The organism is Ruminococcus sp. AM26-12LB (genome assembly GCF_003480785.1).
Lineage (GTDB): Bacteria > Bacillota > Clostridia > Lachnospirales > Lachnospiraceae > Blautia_A > Blautia_A fusiformis.
This window is the reverse complement of record NZ_QUJX01000003.1, coordinates 41385-61595: the sequence shown is the minus strand read 5'-3', so window position 1 is coordinate 61595 and position 20211 is coordinate 41385. Positions and strand designations below refer to the sequence as shown.

Annotated in this window: 18 protein-coding genes, 2 tRNA genes and 1 riboswitch; of the genes, 7 read left to right on the top strand and 13 right to left on the bottom strand. The window is 45.0% G+C overall.

Annotated elements, in window-relative coordinates; genetic code table 11:
* Positions 1-2 precede the first annotated feature (2 nt).
* Together DW694_RS02555 and DW694_RS02550 are read left to right on the top strand one after the other, a co-directional pair.
* Positions 3-704 carry a response regulator transcription factor gene (locus DW694_RS02555; protein WP_114001719.1) on the top strand — a complete coding sequence of 234 codons (702 nt, stop codon included), beginning with the start codon at positions 3-5 and terminating at the stop codon, positions 702-704.
* Entirely contained in the window at positions 701-2110 is a 1410-nt protein-coding gene (locus DW694_RS02550) for a HAMP domain-containing sensor histidine kinase (protein WP_118752501.1), read from the top strand. The genes DW694_RS02555 and DW694_RS02550 overlap by 4 nt, the downstream gene beginning before the upstream one ends.
* A gap of 101 nt (positions 2111-2211) precedes the next feature.
* Here the strand turns inward: DW694_RS02550 and trmL are convergent, their stop codons facing one another.
* The 3 genes from trmL to DW694_RS02535 all read right to left on the bottom strand — a co-directional run bounded on the left by trmL (position 2212) and on the right by DW694_RS02535 (position 5186).
* Entirely contained in the window at positions 2212-2712 is a 501-nt protein-coding gene (gene trmL, locus DW694_RS02545; RefSeq protein ID WP_015524365.1) for a tRNA (uridine(34)/cytosine(34)/5-carboxymethylaminomethyluridine(34)-2'-O)-methyltransferase TrmL, read from the bottom strand.
* A 72-nt stretch (positions 2713-2784) separates the two neighbouring features.
* Positions 2785-3396, bottom strand: coding sequence for an AIR synthase-related protein (locus tag DW694_RS02540; protein ID WP_243874182.1), 612 nt, complete (start codon positions 3394-3396; stop codon positions 2785-2787).
* A gap of 104 nt (positions 3397-3500) precedes the next feature.
* Positions 3501-5186: a B12-binding domain-containing radical SAM protein gene (locus DW694_RS02535; protein ID WP_118752500.1), complete on the bottom strand. Its 1686-nt coding sequence runs from the start codon at positions 5184-5186 to the stop codon at positions 3501-3503.
* A gap of 223 nt (positions 5187-5409) precedes the next feature.
* On the opposite strand from DW694_RS02535, the gene DW694_RS02530 reads away from it, so the two are divergent.
* On the top strand, positions 5410-6090 hold the full coding sequence (locus DW694_RS02530) for a Crp/Fnr family transcriptional regulator (RefSeq protein ID WP_021651802.1): 681 nt from the start codon (positions 5410-5412) through the stop codon (positions 6088-6090).
* Here the strand turns inward: DW694_RS02530 and DW694_RS02525 are convergent.
* The 3 genes from DW694_RS02525 to DW694_RS02515 all read right to left on the bottom strand — a co-directional run bounded on the left by DW694_RS02525 (position 6087) and on the right by DW694_RS02515 (position 9264).
* Entirely contained in the window at positions 6087-7910 is a 1824-nt protein-coding gene (locus DW694_RS02525) for a DUF6020 family protein (protein ID WP_118752499.1), read from the bottom strand. The genes DW694_RS02530 and DW694_RS02525 overlap by 4 nt on opposite strands.
* Positions 7911-8012: 102 nt before the next feature.
* Positions 8013-8312, bottom strand: coding sequence for a thioredoxin (gene trxA / locus DW694_RS02520; protein ID WP_021651804.1), 300 nt, complete (start codon positions 8310-8312; stop codon positions 8013-8015).
* A 49-nt stretch (positions 8313-8361) separates the two neighbouring features.
* Positions 8362-9264, bottom strand: a complete 903-nt coding sequence (locus DW694_RS02515) for an FAD-dependent oxidoreductase (protein ID WP_021651805.1) — start codon at positions 9262-9264, stop codon at positions 8362-8364.
* A 312-nt stretch (positions 9265-9576) separates the two neighbouring features.
* On the opposite strand from DW694_RS02515, the gene DW694_RS02510 reads away from it, so the two are divergent.
* Together DW694_RS02510 and DW694_RS02505 are read left to right on the top strand one after the other, a co-directional pair.
* Complete coding sequence (locus DW694_RS02510; RefSeq protein WP_118752498.1) at positions 9577-10761, top strand: iron-containing alcohol dehydrogenase; 1185 nt, start codon at positions 9577-9579, stop codon at positions 10759-10761.
* A 130-nt stretch (positions 10762-10891) separates the two neighbouring features.
* Positions 10892-10964, top strand: a tRNA-Phe gene (locus DW694_RS02505).
* A gap of 104 nt (positions 10965-11068) precedes the next feature.
* Here DW694_RS02505 and DW694_RS02500 read toward each other — a convergent pair.
* A complete protein-coding gene (locus tag DW694_RS02500; protein WP_044961645.1) occupies positions 11069-12148 on the bottom strand; it encodes a 3D domain-containing protein in 1080 nt (359 codons plus the stop codon).
* 162 nt (positions 12149-12310) lie between these two features.
* Here DW694_RS02500 and DW694_RS02495 point away from each other — a divergent pair, with 162 nt between their 5' ends.
* Together DW694_RS02495 and DW694_RS02490 are read left to right on the top strand one after the other, a co-directional pair.
* Positions 12311-13000: a lysozyme family protein gene (locus tag DW694_RS02495; protein WP_044961647.1), complete on the top strand. Its 690-nt coding sequence runs from the start codon at positions 12311-12313 to the stop codon at positions 12998-13000.
* Between the two features lie 166 nt (positions 13001-13166).
* A tRNA-Gly gene (locus DW694_RS02490) sits at positions 13167-13239 on the top strand.
* A 164-nt stretch (positions 13240-13403) separates the two neighbouring features.
* Here the strand turns inward: DW694_RS02490 and DW694_RS02485 are convergent.
* From DW694_RS02485 to groL, 6 genes are all read right to left on the bottom strand, one after another.
* On the bottom strand, positions 13404-14588 hold the full coding sequence (locus DW694_RS02485) for a phosphoribosylaminoimidazolecarboxamide formyltransferase (RefSeq protein ID WP_110103451.1): 1185 nt from the start codon (positions 14586-14588) through the stop codon (positions 13404-13406).
* 38 nt (positions 14589-14626) lie between these two features.
* Positions 14627-15340, bottom strand: a complete 714-nt coding sequence (locus tag DW694_RS02480; protein ID WP_015524355.1) for an IMP cyclohydrolase — start codon at positions 15338-15340, stop codon at positions 14627-14629.
* Positions 15341-15426: 86 nt separating this feature from the next.
* Positions 15427-15508: riboswitch (ZMP/ZTP riboswitch) on the bottom strand.
* 97 nt (positions 15509-15605) lie between these two features.
* Positions 15606-16322 carry a peptidoglycan recognition family protein gene (locus DW694_RS02475; RefSeq protein ID WP_044961668.1) on the bottom strand — a complete coding sequence of 239 codons (717 nt, stop codon included), beginning with the start codon at positions 16320-16322 and terminating at the stop codon, positions 15606-15608.
* 112 nt (positions 16323-16434) lie between these two features.
* Positions 16435-17889, bottom strand: a complete 1455-nt coding sequence (guaB, locus tag DW694_RS02470) for an IMP dehydrogenase (protein ID WP_021975900.1) — start codon at positions 17887-17889, stop codon at positions 16435-16437.
* A gap of 67 nt (positions 17890-17956) precedes the next feature.
* Positions 17957-18460, bottom strand: coding sequence for a DUF6106 family protein (locus DW694_RS02465; protein WP_021975899.1), 504 nt, complete (start codon positions 18458-18460; stop codon positions 17957-17959).
* Between the two features lie 117 nt (positions 18461-18577).
* Positions 18578-20197 carry a chaperonin GroEL gene (gene groL, locus DW694_RS02460; RefSeq protein WP_021975898.1) on the bottom strand — a complete coding sequence of 540 codons (1620 nt, stop codon included), beginning with the start codon at positions 20195-20197 and terminating at the stop codon, positions 18578-18580.
* Positions 20198-20211: the final 14 nt, after the last annotated feature.

Here is a 20211-nt window from a genome sequence, read left to right as displayed (position 1 = left end):
CCATGGCTACAAAACAGAAAATCCTCATTGTTGACGATGACAACAACATTGCAGAGCTGGTTGCTCTCTATCTCACAAAAGAATGCTTTGAGACTAAGATCGTAAATGACGGCGAGGAAGCCCTGAAGCAGTTCCATATTTTTCACCCGGATCTGATCCTTCTGGATCTCATGCTTCCGGGCATTGACGGATACCAGGTATGCCGTGAGATCCGTCACACCTCCGATATACCGATCATTATGCTTTCCGCCAAGGGAGAAACCTTTGACAAAGTCCTGGGACTGGAACTTGGAGCGGATGATTACATCATCAAGCCTTTTGACTCCAAAGAGCTGGTGGCACGTGTCCGTGCGGTACTGCGCAGATTTCATGTAAAATCTCCGTCTACCGCGCCAAAGGAAAAATGTGTTTCCTATCCGGATCTGGTGATCAACCTGACCAACTATTCTGTAACTTATATGGGACACCAGATCGATATGCCGCCAAAGGAGCTGGAGCTTCTCTATTTCCTGGCAGCTTCTCCCAATCAGGTTTTCACAAGAGAACAGCTTCTGGATCACATCTGGGGCTATGAATACATTGGCGATACCAGAACCGTAGACGTTCACATCAAACGTCTACGTGAGAAGATCAAGGATAACCCAAACTGGGCTCTTTCCACAGTCTGGGGGATCGGTTACAAATTTGAGGTAAAGGATTCATGAAACAGCATCTTTATACTAAACTGCTGATCCTGTACTTTATGCTGGGCGGAATCTGCTTTCTGCTACTTTCCTCCGGTGGCTCCTACCTGGTAGAAAAAAGGCTGGAGCGCTCTACCGGAGAGTCCCTTTACCGCACTGCCAGCCAGCTGGTTTCCAAAAATGAACTTCGTCAGGCTGTAAAAAACCCCAAAAACGAATCCCTCACCCTGGCTCTTTCCTCTGCAGCAGCCTTTCAAAATGCAGATTTCTGGGTTATGGATACAGATGGGAACGTTCTGATAAACACAAACCAGCAGTCCTCTGATTCCGGTGATATCACCGTCAGGAACTTCCGACCGGAAGATTACGAAGATACCTGCTATTCCTCCGGTACGTTTTACGGGACATTAAAAACCACACAGCTAAGCACAGTCGTTCCCATAAAAGATACGGATCTGGTGACTGGTTATCTGGTGATCCACTACCCTATGAAAAACCTCTACGAAAGCCGCAGCAATATCGTAGAGGTTATGATCCTGATCTTTATTGTGATCTATGCACTGTTTTTCAGTTTTCTTCTGATCTATTTTTACAGGGTCCACAAACCTCTGAAAGAAATCTTAAAGGGTGCCCTGGAATTTGCCAACGGAAATCTTACCTACACGATCCCCGTAGATTCTGAAGATGAGATGGGATATCTTTCCCACTCCCTGAATTACATGGCAGACAAGCTGAACAAAAACGGAGAGTATCAACGACAATTCATTTCCAATGTGTCCCATGATTTCCGCTCGCCTCTGACCTCCATCAAAGGCTATGTGGAAGCCATGCTGGACGGTACCATCCCACCGGAAATGCAGGAACGTTATCTGAAAGTCATTGCTTTTGAATCCACCCGTCTGGAAAAGCTTACCCGAAGTCTCCTTACCTTAAACGAACTGGATGTCAAAAAGCGTATGATGCATATGCGGCGTTTTGATATCAATGAAACGATCCGTACCACAGCCGCCACCTTTGAGGGAACCTGTTCGGAACGAAACATCCGTCTGGAGCTCCTCCTTGCGGGAAAAGAGCTTTTTGTCCGTGCAGATATGGAACAGATCCAGCAGGTACTATACAATTTATTGGACAATGCAGTAAAATTCAGCAGCGACAATTCTTCTATCACACTGGAAACCACGGTCAATCATGGCAAGGTTTTTGTCTCAGTCAAAGACCATGGAAGCGGAATTCCAAAGGAAAGTCTTTCCAGGATCTGGGATCGTTTCTATAAGATCGATGCCTCCCGTGGAAAAGACCGCAAGGGTACCGGGCTTGGCCTTGCCATTGTAAAAGAGATCATCAACGCTCATAAGCAGAATATCAATGTGATCAGCACCGTAGGTGTTGGAACAGAATTTATCTTTACACTGGAAAAAGCAAAATAAAACATCAAAAAACCTCTGATCCGGAAGGCTGTAAAAGAAATATCTCTCAATATCTCCTACAGTATTTCCGGATCAGAGGTTTTTATTTACTCTTTGCAGGCTTATTTCCAGTCGTAATTTCTCAGATGGCCTTCCAGATTCATATGCGTAAAATTATGCTGTCGCAGCGCCTCATAAAGCACAATGGCAACTGAATTGCTTAAATTCAGGGAACGGATATCTCCGATCATCGGGATCCGCACGCAGGTTTCCTGATTGTTTACCAGGATATCCTCCGGGATTCCCGCACTCTCCTTGCCAAACATAATGAAACAGTCATCCTCATACTGCACATCTGTATAAGTCTGAGGTGCCTTGGTGGTTGCATAATAAATCTTTGCTCCCGGATTCTTTTTGAGAAAATCCTCATAGTCCAGATATCTGGTCACATCCAGATGTTCCCAATAATCCATACCTGCACGCTTGATGGCCTTTTCATTCAGGCGAAAACCAAGCGGTTCAATCAGATGCAGCCTGGTTCCTGTTGCCACACAGGTTCTGCCGATATTTCCTGTATTTGCCGGAATTTCCGGCTCATGGAGCACAATATTCAAAACTCCCATTTATTTTTTTCCTCTTTTCTACATAGCATTAAATATACAAAATATGCATTCGCAATCCGCTTCGCTGCTTGCTCATGAGATCAAAAAGCCAAGCTTTTTGGTCTCATCTTCTGCCGGGCGTTCCAGATATCTGGCATTTCCGCCGCTGTAAAGAAGCCTGTTATTTCCGGAATCGGTCTGCCCGATCACTGCTGCCATGATCCCCTCTCGCCGCAACTGCTGCACAAACGCATCACCGCCATGGATTCCCATAAGAATACTTCCGCCGGAAAGCAGCTTGTACGGATTCACATCAAGGATCTCACAGATCTCTATGGTTTCCTGTCGGATGGGCACACTTCGAAGATCTGCACTAAGACCTACTCCGGATGCCTCCGCCATTTTCCAGAGGGCAGCAAGAAAGCCGCCTTCTCCCATCCGATATCGGGCACTGGCTCCGGACTCTTCCGCCATTTTCCAAATTTTATCATTCTCTGTTCCTGTTCCGTAAACCTCAGGAAGCTTTACAGCATCCTCGAGAAACCGTTCTGCAAAAAACTCCCGCAGCCTGTCATAATAATTCTTTGTGATCCATGCAGTTCCTTCTGCTGCCACAGGACCTGCCACGATCAGCTCGTCTCCCGGCATAAGCCGTCCGTCTATCTCTGCCTGAAGCGCCTCCAGTGCTTTTTTTCCAAGTTTCATAACTGCCGCCTTAATAAATGATAAGCGAAAGCACAGTCGGAACTACCATTGCCAGTACCAGAATAACTGCGATGATCGCTGTGATCACTTTTCTTTTTTTCGGATCAAACATTCCCATAATTATCATTCACCTCATCTGTAATATCCGTTAATTGCGCATTGTTGGTCAAAGGATCCCTGTCTGTATAATCAAAAAGAAGCTTCTTTCCATCCCGGAACACCTCGATATGGGCGGTTTTCGGGATTTTTTTCGCTTTCCGGTAATCCCAGATCAGCCGCTCATACGGCTTCTGGTCTGAAGCAAAGGATGGTCTGCTCTTTAAATTCTCTCGAAGATAAAGATCCAGGAGCATTACATCGGAAAGTGCTTCCGACGGAATCTCTTTCTGTTCTCCGGCAAACTCCATAAGGATCTCATAGCGCCTCATCCTGGAATGAGAGATCTCCGAGTATCCTTTTTTCTCATAAAATCTGCCAAGTGCCTCATACATCCGGAAAGGATCGTCAAAATACTTCTCCAGAAATACAAGGGTATTTTTGAACTGCCCACTATTATAATACACTTCCACCATACTTTCCACCATTTTCAGCCTTAAAATCTCCCCGTAGGTCAGCCAGGCTGTGGAAAGTACCTCATAGGGTTCCCGATCCTTGTAAAGAATCTGATATTCCCCTGTCATTTCCATCATGTATGATCCCTTCAGCACCTTCAGAAAACCAAGCTGAAACTGTTCCGGACGCAGTGCGTAAACATCGCAGAAGGACTTGTGGAAGCTGTCGTATCCCTCATAGGGAAGTCCTGCGATCAGATCCAGATGCTGGTGGATATTTCCAAAGCTGTGGATCTGCTCTACAATCCTTTTCAGCTTTTCAAAATCCATGGTTCTCCGAATGGCTTTGATGGTCTGAGGATTGGTGGACTGTACACCAATCTCCAGCTGGATCAGGCCCGGACGCATGGTTTTCATCAGCGCCAGCTCCTCCGCACGGAGAAGATCTGCTGAAATCTCAAAATGAAAATTGGTGATCCCGTTATCATTCTCCGTAATATACCTCCAGATCTCCATGGCATGGTCATGCTTGCAGTTGAAGGTACGATCCACAAATTTGACCTGAGGAACTTTATTATCAATAAAAAACTGCAATTCCTTTTTTACAAGCTCAATATCACGGAACCGAAGCTTCTTATCTATGGAAGAAAGGCAGTAACTGCAGGAAAAGGGGCATCCCCTGCTGCTCTCATAATAAATAATGCGGTTTTTAAACTCTGTAAGATTGCTGTATGCAAACGGAACTTTACTTAAATCCATCAATTCCCGCCAGCCCGTGTGTACAATATCCCTGCCTTTGTTTTCATCACGAAAAGCCACTCCGCGGATCCCGCTCAAAGTTTCCGGTTTTCTTTCTATATAATAACCTGCCAGTTCATGGAAGGTTTCCTCTCCTTCTCCCACCATCACTCCAAAAAACGCAGGATTCTTTTTCAGAAATTCCACCGCATCGTAGGATACCTCCGGGCCTCCTGCCCAAAACTCCACCTGTGGAAGGATTTTCTTAAGATCCGGCACCAGCTCCCTGACAAAAGAAATATTCCAGATATAGCAGGAAAAGCAGACCACATCCGGCTGCTCCAGATAAATATCTTTTAAAATGTCATCCCTGATCTGATTGATCGTATACTCTTTGACCACAACCCTGGAGCTGTATTCTCCGGAACAGGATTTCAGGTTATATACCGCAAGATTGGAATGGATATATTTTGCATTGCATGCTGCAAGTAAGATTTTCAAATTTTATATTCTCCTAACTTCTGTCGGATAATTTCTTTCCCCGGCAGTTTTCATTATTTCTCTGTTGATCCTTTTCGCTTTATGATTATAACGTTCCCGCCACCGGATGTAAATAGAAAAACAGGGATTTCCCTCCTGCCGCAAAAATGCCGTTTTTGTTGTATTTCCATCCAAACAGCGTTAAAATGAGTACTATATATTTTTATAAAGGAGTAATCTTTTTATGGATCGAAACAGCTGTCTGAATTATTTTCAGGCGTTTCCCTTCTGGGAACATATGACGGAAGAAGATCGGAATTTTCTTCTTGATAACATTCGCGAGCTTCATTACCCGGCAGGTGCTGCCATACAGTCTGAAGAGCGCCAGTGCCTGGGAACTCTTTTTCTTCTGAAGGGAGTTCTCCGTGTTTATCTACTGTCCGCTCAGGGAAAAGAGGCAACCCTGTACCGTTTAAGGGACAGTGACATCTGCACTCTTTCCGCCTCCTGCATGCTTTCTGCCATTACATTTGATGTACAGATCGATGCAGAAACAGACTGTGATCTGCTTCTGCTTCCGGCAGTTCCTTTTTCCCGGCTGATGAAAAACAATATCTATCTGGAAAATTTCATCTACAAACGGACAACTGAACATTTCTCAGATGTGATCGCAGGAATCGAACGGACATTTTTTATGACCCTGACTCAGAGAATCGCAGCCTTTCTTCTGGATGAAGCTGCAGATACCGGTTCCGATGAGCTCGCTCTCACACAGGAAGCCATCGCCCGCTCCATCGGAAGTGCCAGAGAAGCTGTCAGCCGCAGCCTTAAAAAAATGAATAAAGACGGCTCTATCCAGATCTCACGGGGATCGATCCGTATTCTGGATAAAAGACGTCTTTATGAAATGATGAATACTTTTTAATTTGAAGATGTTTTAGGTGCCGGCTGCAGGATCCACCAGAACAGCATCGGCATAATAGTCATTACTGGCCACATATAACGGATCATCCCATTTACAGGAGACACAAGACATATCAGTATATTCAGCACCGGTATGGCAAAGATCAGAAGTTTTTTCCATTGCTTCTTCACCAGAAGATACCCCATCAGCAACAGAGTAAGCCAGGTATACGTTCCTGCACTTAAGATAAGTCCCAGCCCAGGTGCACGCATCCATAATTCATCATAAAGCCTGAATAGATACTGGATCTTTTTTGGGCCCACATAGCTGACATCGATCCCGGATTTTTTCTGATACAGTTTATCTATGTAAAACCGGTACACGCCCTGCTGTCCTCTTCCCATATGGAACGGATCATTATAACTGTAGATATTATTCAATGTCGCCTGGATATATACTCCCGGATGACGACGGAACATGGCAAACCAGGCTTTAAAATAATCTTTCATGTATCCATCCAATTTAGGATCATTATCATCATCTCTGAACCTGAATGTAATTTTCACAGGATCCGACAGTTCCGGATTATACTTCTCGGCAAGAACATCATAATCCAGGATCCTGTTGATCGCTTTCTTCTCACTTGCGGTTACATCATCCGGATATTCTCTCAGATATCGGGCAGTCTGCTGAAACGGTACCGAAAGCATTTCACATCGGGATCCAGGTGCCACGCCAAGGGCAGGTGCTGCCCCCTTTTCTACGCCCAGATAGCAGGCAAAAACACAGACAGCCACAATAAATGCATATTTCCTCGCACCCTTTACCAGGAAGAAAAACAAAAGGATCAAAGAAGGCAGGACCAGATGAATGCCATTATTTCGGGTAAGACAAACACTGATTCCCAGAAGAAATAAATATACTGCCTTTCTCTTGGAAAAGGAATGACAAATATCTATATACACTGCAAAATACAAAGTAATGACTGCCGTATACAATCCGTCTTTGATCACTGCCTGGGCATAGCTTCCAAATATGGGAACAAATGCAAACAGCAGAACAGTACCAAAAAGTATCCATTTTGGAGCCTTCCATCTGTACAGATAGCGGACTACCGCACTGTAACACCAGATTTCCACAGAAGTAAACACAATGACGATCAAAAATACTCCAAAATTATAACACCAGATAGTTTTTCCAAGTGTCAGCAGTCCACCCATGATCATCGACAGGACCCATGGATGATGATTGTCCAGCGGCATAGCTCCCAAAAATACATCCAGCTGCCGAAATCCATCTGCCGGGATCGAACCTGGGAGAAATGCCAGGATAAACGGTGTCCATCCAATGATCATAGATATCTTTGCCAGGCGGAACCACATTACTTCTTCCTCTCTGGCCGGGATACGCCCGCAGGCCTTTCGGAAAAACTCCATCTCAGGAATCCTCCAGAAATAAGTGATTCCCATATCACAGATAATATAAAATCCTATAAAGCATCCGGCTGAGATCAGGATCTGTTTCTTTGCGCCAAACAGAAAATCCCAGCTTCCATTTGTAAAATAAGAAGTTCCAAGAAGCATTCCCGCCGAAAAGATCACTGCCAAAACATGTGCCTGCCAGTTTCTGTATTTCCGGTAGCCCTCCCATCCTTTCACGTATAAAATAAGAAGCAGGATCCATGCAAGCAAGCTCATGCATCCCAATCCATTATAAACATCGCTCATTTTTTCTACAGAAGTATTTCCATCCATTGGAAGGCCCGTAAAAGAAAAGGCCAGCGCTGTGATCATTGCCGCGATCACAGGCACTGCATTCTTTTTTATTATTTTCTCATCCATATTTTTATTAACCCTTGTCTAAAATTTTCAGTAAACCAACAATGCTCCGGAAACCATTTCGGTTCCCAGAGCTGTATCTGTTTTTTCTGTTTTCTGTTTTGGTTACTGAAGCGCTGCCTCAAGCTCTGTCTTTGATGTCAGTCCCACAAAACGTGCGGTCTCTTTTCCTTCTTTGAATACCAGCAGTGTGGGGATACTCATGATCTTGTACTGCTGTGCCAATGATGGCTCTTTGTCTACGTCAACCTTGCCAACCTCATATCCGGCTTCTGCAAGCTCTTCCACGACCGGAGCCTGACGTCTGCATGGTCCGCACCAGGTTGCCCAAAAATCTACCAGTACCGGCTTTTCTGCCTTTAATACCTCAGTTTCAAAATTGTCTGTTGTAAAAACTTTTGCCATGATAAAATTCCTCCTTGATCCTGTATTTATTTTTAGTATCAGCTTATGCTTACGCCTTCAGAAGCTTCCGCACATACTGACAGGCGGAAAGTCCTGCCTGGGCACCGTCATGAACAGCTTTTGCCACCTGGAGAAGTCCACCGGTGCAATCACCTGCTGCATACAGTCCCGGAACTGTAGTCTCCATCTCTTCATTGACCCGGATATTTCCCTTTTCATTCAGTTCTGCTCCGATCTGGCGGGCCATCTCCGAGCTTCCGGCTGTACCAAGTGCTACAAAGACTCCCTCTGCCGGCACAAAAGAATCTGCTCCGGTACCTGCTTCCTGCATGGACACATCACTTTTCAGGCGGATGCCGGAAACACGCTCATCTCCTTCGATCGCCTGGATCTTCATGGTGTTAACCGGAAGCGGATTTTCTCTTGAAAATTCCGGTTTCTTTCCATCTGTAAAGATCGTCACACGGGAAGCGGTATGAGAAAGTTCTTCTGCTTCATGAAGAGCAAAATCACTGTTTCCAAGCACTGCCACTTCTTTTCCTCTGTAAAAAAATGCGTCACATACTGCGCAGTAGCTGACACCTTTTCCCTCAAATTCCTTTACTCCCGGAATCCTGGCAGAAGCTCTCCTGCTTCCGGTTGCCAGAATCACGCTGCGTGCCTCAAAATCTCCTGCGGTAGTTTTCACCTCAAAAGTATCAAAACCACCCATTCCCACAACCTGGGCATCCAGGATCCGTACTCCAAGTGCTCTTGCCTGGGCAAGACCTCTTTCGAAAAGCTCTCTGCCGGACAGCGGCTGCTCCAGTCCGTAATAGTTCTCGATCTTCTCCGCTTTTTCCAGTGAACCGATCCCTGTATTTATGATCAGCGGATCCATATTTCCTCTTGCCGCATAAAGTGCTGCCGAGATCCCGGCCGGACCTGCTCCTATGATAATGATATTCTCCATTTCAGACACCTGCTTTCTTCTTCGTTTGGATCTGTTCTATAATATACGCTTCGCATTGGTCTGTTTCTGTGATCAGGTCACTTTTCCTTCACAGAAGTCATTATATCACATTCCCCCAAAATTACACCTTTTTTTCAATAGCTTTTATTTGCGTCTGTTTCTCTTCTATGCTATTATTATAACGACTTTAAACCAATTAAATGAATCAAGATGATACCCCTGCGGGATCATAAATATCTGCTTGACCTGTAAGGAAACAGATTCCTTATATTTATCAATAGATCATGAATCATAAAAAGGAGCCTAATCTCTATGAGAAATTTTGAATATTTTACCCCTACCCGGGTTATTTTCGGAAAAGATACACACCTTAAGATCGGCACTGTTCTAAAAGAGCAGAACTGCAACAAAGTACTGATCCATTATGGCAGCCACAGTGCAGTAAGCTCCGGTCTGATCGATGAGATCCGATCTTCTCTGGATGAAGCTGGAATTTCCTATGTCACTCTTGGCGGTGTGGTTCCCAATCCCCGTCTCTCCAAGGTACGTGAGGGTATTGAGCTTTGCCGCAAAGAACAGGTTGATTTTCTTTTGGCTGTTGGCGGTGGCAGCGTTATTGATTCCTGCAAGGCCATCGGCTATGGACTTGCCAATCCGGATACAGATGTATGGAACTTTTTTCTCCGCACCGAAACCCCAAAAGCCTGTCTTCCTGTAGGCGTTATCCTGACGATCGCAGCTTCCGGAAGTGAAATGAGCGGATCCTGTGTGATCACCAATGAAGAGGGCTGGCTGAAACGAAGTAGTGCCCGCAACGATCTGTGCCGCCCACGTTTTGCTATTTTAAATCCCCGCCTCACCTATACCCTGCCGCAATATCAGACCGAAAGCGGCTGTGTGGATATCCTGATGCATACTATGGAACGGTACTTTGTAAATATCGAAACCATGGAGATCACCGACAGTATCAGCGAATCTCTGATGCAGACCGTGATCTATAACTCCCGGATCCTGATGAAGGAGACGGATAATTATACTGCACGGGCAGAGATCATGTGGGCCGGCAGTCTTTCCCACAATGGACTTACCGGCTGCGGAACCGGCGGTGGTGACTGGGCCTGTCACCAGCTGGAGCATGAACTGGGCGGCACCTACGATGTGGCTCACGGAGCCGGTCTTGCCGCTTTGTGGGGAAGCTGGGCACGTTACGTTTATGATGCAAATCCGGAACGCTTTGCCCAGTTTGCAGTCAATATCTTTGACATTCCCTGCAGTACCGACTTCAACAAAACTGCTCTTGCCGGCATAGAAGCCATGGAAGACTATTTCCGTTCCATCCAGATGCCTACCAGCCTTCATGAGCTTGGTCTTGATCTTACAGAAAAGGAGATTCATGATCTGGCGTTTAAATGCAGCTTTGAAGACACCCGTACCATCGGTGTGTTCAAACAGCTGAACATGAAAGATATGGAAAAAATCTATCTTGCTGCCAGATAAATCTGTAGCCATAATATTGCAGATGTTTTTTTGAAAATCAGATTTTTCAGAAAAACATCTGCTTTTTTTATTTTTTCCTTGCATTCTCTACATAAATGTGTTAAAGTAACAAAGTACTCGAAAGAGACATGCCCAGATAGCTCAGTTGGTAGAGCAGAGGACTGAAAATCCTCGTGTCGCTGGTTCGATTCCGGCTCTGGGCATTATTTTTTTACTCTGATCGCAGAATAGCCTCTGCTGGTCAGAGTTTTTTTATACAAAAAACTGCTGCAAATCCCTTGTGGAATCTACAGCAGTCTTTTTCTGATCACTGAAGCAAATAAACTTCTGTATAAAACACGCCCTTCTGCTCTGCTTCGGAGTGTGTTGCCACATATACATCAATGCAATTGGTCCGGATCGCTCCTCCGCAGTCCTCTGCAACATAAACCTGTCCATTGATCACTACTTTGGAACCGTATGGGATCTGACTCGGATCCACTGCGATCGTACGGTTGGTAGTGGCCGTTACTCCTGTGGAAGTAATTCCATTCGCCCATGGTCCGCAACAGATGCTGCACGGACAATAATGCGTGATCCGGAATGTTCCCAGTGGTTTCAGTGTCGCGTCAGAAGATACTGATACCGGCGTTCCGATCTGTACGCCAGATGCGGTACTTCCGGAACCACCTGTGGAAGTTACACCATCTACCGCATCCGCAAAAACGCCCTCCCCGGAACTCTTAGTAAGGGATCCTGCTTTTGTATTCTTTTCCTGCTCTGCCTTGGCCACTTCCGTAGCCTGATAACCTTCCAGGCAGCTGGTCGGAATATAGCCGACGTGATCTGAACCACTGTCATCTGTGTAAACGATCCTGCTCCAGATAGCATCTACCGTACCTGTTCTTTTCAGCTCATCATCCTGAAGGACCTCTCCTACAACCTCTCCGTCCTTCTTGCCGGGATAATCCAGGATATCACTGTCCTGTGCCGCTGTAACTGTATCTGTAAATTTATTTACGATCTCCGTATCACTGAGCACGCTGTCCGAAACATAACCGATGATCTTGTCCTCACCTTTCTTTTGGAAGGTCACCTTGCTCCAGCCATTGTCACAGACTGCAATTCTTTCAAGTTTCGTTCCCAGGATCACAGAACGCAGCTCTGTACCACTGTCTCCCGGATTGGACCGGATTTCCGTATTTTTCGCTGTAACATAAAGCGTATCACTCTTCGCCAAAACATTTACTGTATTTCCCGCCCCATCATCGATCTGAAACTGCTGAGGTGTTTTTTTCTCCTTTGTATATGTATCCAGTGTTGCTTCATATCCCAGTACCTCTGCTGATACGGATGCAGGGAAAAGCATAGAAGCACATAAAATAATTGCCAGAAGCTTTTTTCGCATGAAATCTTGCCTCCTTTCTTCCGGCATTCTACGGTTTGTCCCGACTATCATAGCATATCAGATCATATTTTGCAATTTCACAGGACAGTCTTCAGAAATTTTTAACAAAAAGATCATATTTTTTAACTGGTCAAATCTATCCGTAACGGATACAATACTTATATGAATACAAAACACAAGAAACCAACCCTTACTAAAAAACAGCGCCACAAACTCCGTGTACAGCAGGTGCGAAGGCAGAAGATCTTTCTGACATGTCTTTTTCTGCTGATCGTGGGCTGTATCCTTCTGCGTTTTTCCAAATTTTCCGGCAGGCAGAAGGAAACCCATCAGATCAATGCAGCCTGTGAAGCTTATCGCGATGAGGTTTCCAGCGAAGCAGCACAATATGATATGTCCGACTATGTAGACCTGATCCTGGCTGTGATGATGCAGGAAAGCTCCGGACAGGGTACCGATCCCATGCAGTCCTCAGAAGGAGCCTACAACACCAGATATCCTCAGCAGCCCAATGGTATCACAGATCCTTCTTACTCTATTTCCTGTGGCATCCAGGAACTGAAATATGCTCTGGAAAAGGCCGTCTGTACCGGTCCGACTGATCTTTCCAAAATCCGTCTGGCTCTGCAGGCATACAATTTCGGAGCCGATTCCTATTTTGCTTATCTGGAAGAAAACGGTCAGACTGTGTGGACGGCCCAAAGTGCTCAGGCCTTTGCTCAGATGGCAAGCGGCGGCACACAACGTGATGAAGATGATCCCCTTCATGATCCTGCCGGTCCATGGGACTATGGTGACCAATACTATCCGGATCATGTTTTGCGCTATTACCACTTAGACAATAACTCATAAACCACCGAAATATTGTCATATACAAGTTCTATTTCAGACGTCTGGAATAAACTTTATATGTTGTGTATAATTTCAAAAAAATTCCAAAAAACATTTGACAGAATATAAAATCTATGCTAATATATGTCTTGTCGCTGAGGGAAACACTTGAAACGATAAGACATATGCGATAGTGGCGTAGTTGGTAACGCGCGACCTTGCCAAGGTCGAGACCGCGGGTTCGAGCCCCGTCTATCGCTCTTCAGAACTCTGAGTTTTTCAGAGTTCTTTTTTATTTTTAAAACTATCCTTTTTCGATCAAAAAGTCCCGGGTCTGATCTCTTTTTTCCAGAAATTCAGATTCGGGACTTTATATTTTTTATCTTTTATTTCAGCTGCATATCATGGCCAAGGCATGCATCTTTTAGTGGTGGAAAAGGCGGATTCCTGTAAATGCCATCACCATTCCATACTTATTACATGTATCGATAACTGCGTCATCACGTACAGATCCACCCGGCTCTGCAATATATTTTACACCGCTCTTATATGCGCGCTCGATATTATCACTGAATGGGAAGAATGCATCGGATCCCAGTGTCACGCCGGTAAGACCATCCAGCCATGCTCTCTTCTCTTCTTTTGTGAACACTTCCGGCTTCTCTGTGAATGTCTTTTCCCATGCACCATCTGCAAGGACATCCATATATTCCTCACCAATGTAAACATCAATGGCATTATCTCTCTCCGCACGTGTGATCGTGTCTTTAAACGGAAGCTCCAGTACTTTCGGACACTGACGGAGATACCAGTTATCTGCCTTCTGACCTGCAAGGCGTGTACAATGTACACGGGACTGCTGTCCTGCACCAACGCCGATAGCCTGTCCGTCCTTAACAAAGCATACAGAATTGGACTGTGTATATTTCAGGATGATCAGAGAAACCTTCATATCTCTCTTGGCTTCTTCCGTAAGCTCTTTATTCTCTGTTACAATATTGGAGATCAGCGCATCATCAATTGCCAGCTCCTGGCGGCCCTGCTCAAAGGTGACTCCAAATACCTGTTTGTGCTCCAAAGGTTCTGGAACATAGTTTTCATCGATCTGGATCACATTGTAATTGCCTTTTTTCTTCTGCTTCAGAATTTCAAGAGCCTCCTCTGTATATCCTGGTGCGATCACACCATCAGAAACCTCTCTCTTGATCAGCATTGCGGTATCTTTGTCGCAGACATCAGAAAGAGAAATAAAATCACCAAATGATGACATACGATCTGCACCTCTTGCTCTTGCATACGCACATGCAAGCGGGGAAAAATTCTTCCAGTCCATATCACCTACCCAGTAGATCTTTGCCAGTGTCTCATTCAGCGGAAGTCCGATGGAAGCACCTGCCGGAGATACATGCTTAAATGAAGTTGCTGCCGGAAGTCCGGTTGCTTTCTTAAGGTCACGTACCAGCTGCCAGCCATTAAAGGCATCCAGGAAGTTGATGTATCCTGGTCTTCCGGAGAGTACCTGGATCGGAAGCTCACTTCCATCTGCCATATAGATCTTTGATGGTTTCTGATTTGGGTTACATCCGTATTTTAACTGTAATTCTTTCATGAAAAAGCTCCTCCGTTCTCTGTGATATCCCTATTTTCTTATTTATTCTTGTTTACGATCCTGGATTCATATTTTCCTGTCTCAATGTCAATAAAACGAACAAAGAGAGAAACTTTATTATCCTGGTTCAGGCTCTTCCAGAGGAGATCCGTAAACTCATCAATATCGCTTGGGATCTCTACCAGCTTCGGCTCTCCCTCGAAACTTGGAAGTGGATTTCCATCGCATTTATAAGTATGGATAAAACGTCCCTGTCCTGCCGCCGCATTCTCATAGGCAAATGTATAACGAAGACAGGAATCCGGATTTCCGTTATTGCTCTTTAAAATAGACATCGCATAATTGAATTTACCGTCTTCAACATGAAGAACACCTGAAATACGAGGTGTATAGTTCGGCGCATCCGGCTCAAACTCTCTGCTGCGGAGAGACTGTTCAAAGGTGAGCTGTCTGTCCATTCCCTCATAGATCGTATCTGTCTGATCACCGTTTGTTACGATGGTCTTATTTCCAAGGACACGTACCGGTGCATAAATGATCAGGCTCGGGTCTGTAAGCTTGGACGGATCAAAAGCCTGTGTACGGATTCCTTCCCCATCCTCAACAAAAATACGGTTTCTGCTGTTCTCGCTTCTTCCCATAATAAAATATGCAGTAACTGCATGTTTCCCGTCAGCGGAACGTCCGATCACAATTCCTCTTCCCGGATAGGAATTTTCTTTCAGTTCTTTTTCAAGTGAAAATGTCGTCATTTTTCACAGTCCTCCTTGTCTAATGTAAGGCCCGGGGCTTATCCCAGGATATGAACGGTAACAAAAAACCGCCTGGACACCCCTTATCAGGCTGCCCAGGCGGTCGGCTTCTCACTTCACTGCACTCCCTGTAGGTAATCCTACTTTCCGCCAGTCATGCAGCTTCTGCTGTTATACTACAATACTTCTTCTTAATTTTCAAGCCCCTATTTTCAGAAATTATTTTTCCAGACTTCTTGTTGCTCACAAAATAAACAATAACACTTTATTTCCCCTGTAATGCATAATCTGTCTGGATCTGTGCTGCAATGTCTGATTTCATCTGGATCCATGCATCGGGATTTTCCACGTAATACTTCGGACAGTCTTTACCTGTGACATCATAATGACGGATCACCTGATCCGAAGTCAGTCCAAAGCGTGTACAAAGCCACGCTGTCAGCTTTACCGCCGAATCATAGGTTGCTGTATTAAACTGCCCTGTTTCATCCGGATGGCAGCATTCAATGGATATGGTATCTACATTTCTGGAATTTGTGGCATAGGATATTTCTGAAGTGGGAATACATTGTACCACTTCTCCCTCCAAACCTATCACAAAATGACTGCTGACTTTGTTGTCCTGCGTTGTCGCAAGATTTTCAAAATAATTCCGGTTGGATATGGCAGTAGATCCCGGATTGGCCGTATAATGAATGGCTATATAATTTACCTGTTCGATAGAAATCTGTGGTCTGGAATAGGAATTCGGTGTCAGAAGCTCCACATCAATAAAAGGTGCTCCTTCTGCCTGCCATTGTTCCGGTCCGCCATTTCCGCTGGCATTCCCGGATATTTCTTCCTGTCCGGACTGAGTTTCACTCTGTTCCATGCGCATCTCAAAAAATGCGTATCCTAACGCACACGCAGCAAAAGCAACGATCACAATGATACATATCAGCACAATCCTCTGCAGGATCTTGATCGGGTTCTTTTTTCTCAAAGACTTCTTTTTTCTTCTGGAAGACCCGGAGGAAGTTTTCTTTACGGAAACAGGCCGCCCGCTATGGGACGGCCTGGGTGACTTTTTACCGGTCTTACCTTTTTTTCCTTTATTATTCATCTACACTGTAGTTTGGAGCCTCTTTTGTGATATGGATGTCATGTGGATGTGACTCCTTGAGAGATGCAGCGGAGATCTTAATGAATCTGCCTGTTGTTTTCAGCTTCTCAATGTTCTCTGCTCCGCAGTAACCCATACCGGATCTTAAACCGCCAATTAACTGGAATACGGTATCCTCAACGTGTCCTTTGTATGCAACACGTCCTTCAACACCTTCTGGAACAAGCTTCTTGGCGTTCTCCTGGAAGTAACGATCCTTGCTGCCGTTCTCCATAGCTGCAATAGATCCCATTCCACGGTATACTTTATATTTTCTTCCCTGATAGAGCTCGAATGTTCCCGGGCTCTCATCGCATCCAGCAAACATGCTGCCCATCATGCAGACATTGGCGCCTGCCGCGATAGCCTTGGTGATGTCTCCGGAATACTTGATTCCACCATCTGCGATGATCGGGATTCCGTAGCTGTTGGCTACTTCATAGCAATCCATAACAGCAGTAACCTGCGGTACACCGATACCTGCAACAACACGTGTGGTACAGATAGATCCAGGTCCGATACCAACTTTAACTGCATCTACACCAGCTTCGATCAGTGCCTTGGTAGCTGCTCCTGTTGCAACGTTACCTGCGATAACCTGAAGTTCCGGATATGCAGCCTTGATCTCGCGGACTGCTTTTAAGATATTCTCAGAATGACCATGTGCGGAATCAATTACGATTACATCCACATTCGCTTTCACAAGTGCATCTACACGTGCAAGTACATTGGCTGTGATACCAACTGCCGCACCACAGAGAAGACGTCCCTGTGCATCCTTGGCTGCAAGCGGATATTTGATCTGTTTCTCGATATCCTTGATGGTAATGAGTCCTTTTAAATTAAAGTCGTCATCTACAATGGGTAATTTCTCCTTACGGGATTTCGCAAGGATCTTCTTGGCATCCTCAAGTGTGATTCCTTCCTTGGCTGTGATCAGTCCTTCAGAAGTCATGCACTCCTTGATCTTTCTGCTGAAATCTGTCTCAAATTTAAGATCACGGTTTGTGATAATACCTACAAGCTTTCTGCCTTCTGTGATCGGAACACCGGAAATACGGTATTTCGCCATCAGATCATTGGCATCTTTCAGTGTATGCTCCGGTGAAAGATAAAATGGATCTGTAATAACACCGTTCTCAGAACGTTTAACCTTATCAACCTCTTCTGCCTGTGCTTCGATGGACATATTCTTGTGGATGATACCGATACCACCCTGTCTGGCCATGGCAATTGCCATTCTGTGCTCTGTAACTGTGTCCATTCCCGCACTCATCATGGGGATATTCAGCTTTACTTTCTTGGTTAAATACGTTGAAACATCTACCTGATTCGGAATCACTTTAGAATAAGCCGGAACCAGAAGGACGTCATCAAACGTAATGCCTTCACCAATAATAGTACCCATTGCATTTCCTCCCTTGTGTAAGATATTTTAAATTTGTGAACTAGTGTAACAAAAAACAAGATTCATGTCAATCCAAAAAAACTTTACTTGGTGCAGAATTTTTCATGGTATTTGCAAGTGCGTCATCCAGTTCCAGGATCACTTTGCAGGTTTCTCCACTGTCTCTTATGATCATTGCATAGCGTTTATGATCCTCAATTCCTGATGAAAAATCATACTCTTTCATCTTCTGATTGCCATTATAATAGTCCATTCTGTGGGACTTTAATGGTGCCACAAGGTCTGCCTCCGCAAGCTGGAGCGATTTCACTCTTTTCCTTTTTGATTTTGACATGATCATATCAATGTCCAGTTCTCCGTTAACAAACAGATACTCGTACTCCAGATCTGTCTTCGGTATTACAAAATAACATGCAATACCAAGTGCAATAGCCGGTACCAGCAAAAGTACATTCAGCACAAGGCCTCCCAGGACCATGATCACCGTCAGCGCTATCAGACCGTATTTCACAACCAGATCTTTCGCTGTCTGCTTCTTTTTTACCAGAAGCTCTGAATATAAGTCACTCATTTGTTTCTTCCTTTCGTAATTTACTGACTTTTTGATTATAACACAAAAAGAGAGCCGCGTCTATGGCGCAGGCCCTCTCATTTTGTGAATTAATTATTTCACCTGCTCAGCTGATAATTACATCATTCCCATTCCCGGGTTTGCAGCCGGAGCCGGAGTATCTTCTTTGATTGTGGAAACTACAGCCTCTGTTGTAAGGAGTGTAGATGCAACACTTGTAGCATTCTGAAGAGCACTTCTTGTAACCTTAGCCGGATCAAGGATTCCGTTCTCAACCATGTTTACGTATTTCTCATTGAGAGCATCGAAGCCTGTACCGATCTCAGACTCTCTTACTTTGTTGATAATAACAGCGCCTTCCAGTCCTGCGTTTGCAGCGATGTGGAACAGCGGAGCCTCAAGAGCTTTCAGGATCACATAAGCACCTGTCTTCTCATCTCCTTCAAGTGTTGTTGCAAGTTTTGCAACCTCTTTGGAAGCATGGATGTAAGCAGATCCGCCACCTGCGATGATACCTTCCTCAACAGCTGCTCTTGTTGCTGCAAGAGCATCCTCAAGACGAAGTTTTGCTTCTTTCATCTCTGTCTCAGTAGCAGCACCTACACGGATAACAGCTACGCCGCCAGCCAGTTTTGCAAGTCTCTCCTGAAGTTTCTCTTTATCGAACTCGGATTTTGTCTCCTCGATCTGCGCACGGATCTGTGCAACACGTTTTGCAATGGCATCTTTGTCACCGAGACCATCAACGATAACTGTGTTCTCTTTTGCAACTTTAACAGATTTTGCACGTCCAAGCTGCTCCATCTTAGCTTCTTTCAGGTCAAGACCAAGCTCATCGGAGATCACCTGTCCGCCTGTCAGGATCGCGATATCCTGAAGCATCTCTTTTCTTCTGTCACCATAGCCAGGAGCTTTTACAGCTACTACCTGGAAGGTTCCTCTCAGTTTGTTGACGATCAGAGTTGTAAGGGCCTCACCCTCAACATCCTCAGCGATGATGAGAAGTTTCGCACCGGCCTGAACAACCTGCTCAAGAAGTGGAAGGATCTCCTGGATATTGCTGATCTTCTTGTCTGTGATCAGGATGTACGGATCATCAAGAGTTGCCTCCATTTTCTCCATATCTGTGGACATGTATGCGGAAATATATCCACGGTCAAACTGCATACCTTCTACAAGGTCAAGCTCTGTATGCATGGTCTTGGACTCCTCAACAGTGATAACACCGTCTTTGGAAACTTTCTCCATAGCATCAGCAACAAGCTGTCCAACCTGCTCATCACTTGCAGAGATTGCTGCTACGTTAGCGATCTGCTCTTTGCCGTTGATTGCCTGGCTCATGTTCTTGATCGCTTCTACTGCAACATCTGTTGCTTTTTTCATACCTTTTCTGAGGATGATCGGGTTGGCACCTGCTGCCAGGTTCTTCATTCCCTCATGAACCATTGCCTGAGCAAGTACAGTCGCTGTTGTAGTACCATCACCTGCTACATCGTTTGTCTTGGATGCAACTTCCTTGATGATCTGAGCACCCATGTTCTCGAATCCGTCCTCAAGCTCGATCTCTTTTGCGATGGAAACACCATCGTTTGTGATAAGCGGAGCACCGAAAGATTTGTCAAGTACTACGTTTCTTCCTTTCGGTCCAAGTGTTACTCTTACTGTATCTGCAAGTTTATTTACACCAGCTTCAAGTGCTGCTCTTGCTTCTGCGCCATATTTAATTTCTTTTGCCATGATAAAATGACCTC

Coding starts and splice junctions, on each gene's coding strand:
- DW694_RS02510 (WP_118752498.1), top strand. CDS start 9,577: ATGAGAAATTTTGAATATTTTACCCCTACCCGGGTTATTTTCGGAAAA.
- DW694_RS02515 (WP_021651805.1), bottom strand. CDS start 9,264: ATGGAGAATATCATTATCATAGGAGCAGGTCCGGCCGGGATCTCGGCA.
- trmL (WP_015524365.1), bottom strand. CDS start 2,712: ATGGGAGTTTTGAATATTGTGCTCCATGAGCCGGAAATTCCGGCAAAT.
- DW694_RS02555 (WP_114001719.1), top strand. CDS start 3: ATGGCTACAAAACAGAAAATCCTCATTGTTGACGATGACAACAACATT.
- DW694_RS02485 (WP_110103451.1), bottom strand. CDS start 14,588: ATGAAAGAATTACAGTTAAAATACGGATGTAACCCAAATCAGAAACCA.
- DW694_RS02540 (WP_243874182.1), bottom strand. CDS start 3,396: ATGAAACTTGGAAAAAAAGCACTGGAGGCGCTTCAGGCAGAGATAGAC.
- DW694_RS02495 (WP_044961647.1), top strand. CDS start 12,311: ATGAATACAAAACACAAGAAACCAACCCTTACTAAAAAACAGCGCCAC.
- guaB (WP_021975900.1), bottom strand. CDS start 17,889: ATGGGTACTATTATTGGTGAAGGCATTACGTTTGATGACGTCCTTCTG.
- DW694_RS02500 (WP_044961645.1), bottom strand. CDS start 12,148: ATGCGAAAAAAGCTTCTGGCAATTATTTTATGTGCTTCTATGCTTTTC.
- DW694_RS02530 (WP_021651802.1), top strand. CDS start 5,410: ATGGATCGAAACAGCTGTCTGAATTATTTTCAGGCGTTTCCCTTCTGG.
- DW694_RS02480 (WP_015524355.1), bottom strand. CDS start 15,340: ATGACGACATTTTCACTTGAAAAAGAACTGAAAGAAAATTCCTATCCG.
- DW694_RS02550 (WP_118752501.1), top strand. CDS start 701: ATGAAACAGCATCTTTATACTAAACTGCTGATCCTGTACTTTATGCTG.
- groL (WP_021975898.1), bottom strand. CDS start 20,197: ATGGCAAAAGAAATTAAATATGGCGCAGAAGCAAGAGCAGCACTTGAA.
- DW694_RS02465 (WP_021975899.1), bottom strand. CDS start 18,460: ATGAGTGACTTATATTCAGAGCTTCTGGTAAAAAAGAAGCAGACAGCG.
- trxA (WP_021651804.1), bottom strand. CDS start 8,312: ATGGCAAAAGTTTTTACAACAGACAATTTTGAAACTGAGGTATTAAAG.
- DW694_RS02525 (WP_118752499.1), bottom strand. CDS start 7,910: ATGGATGAGAAAATAATAAAAAAGAATGCAGTGCCTGTGATCGCGGCA.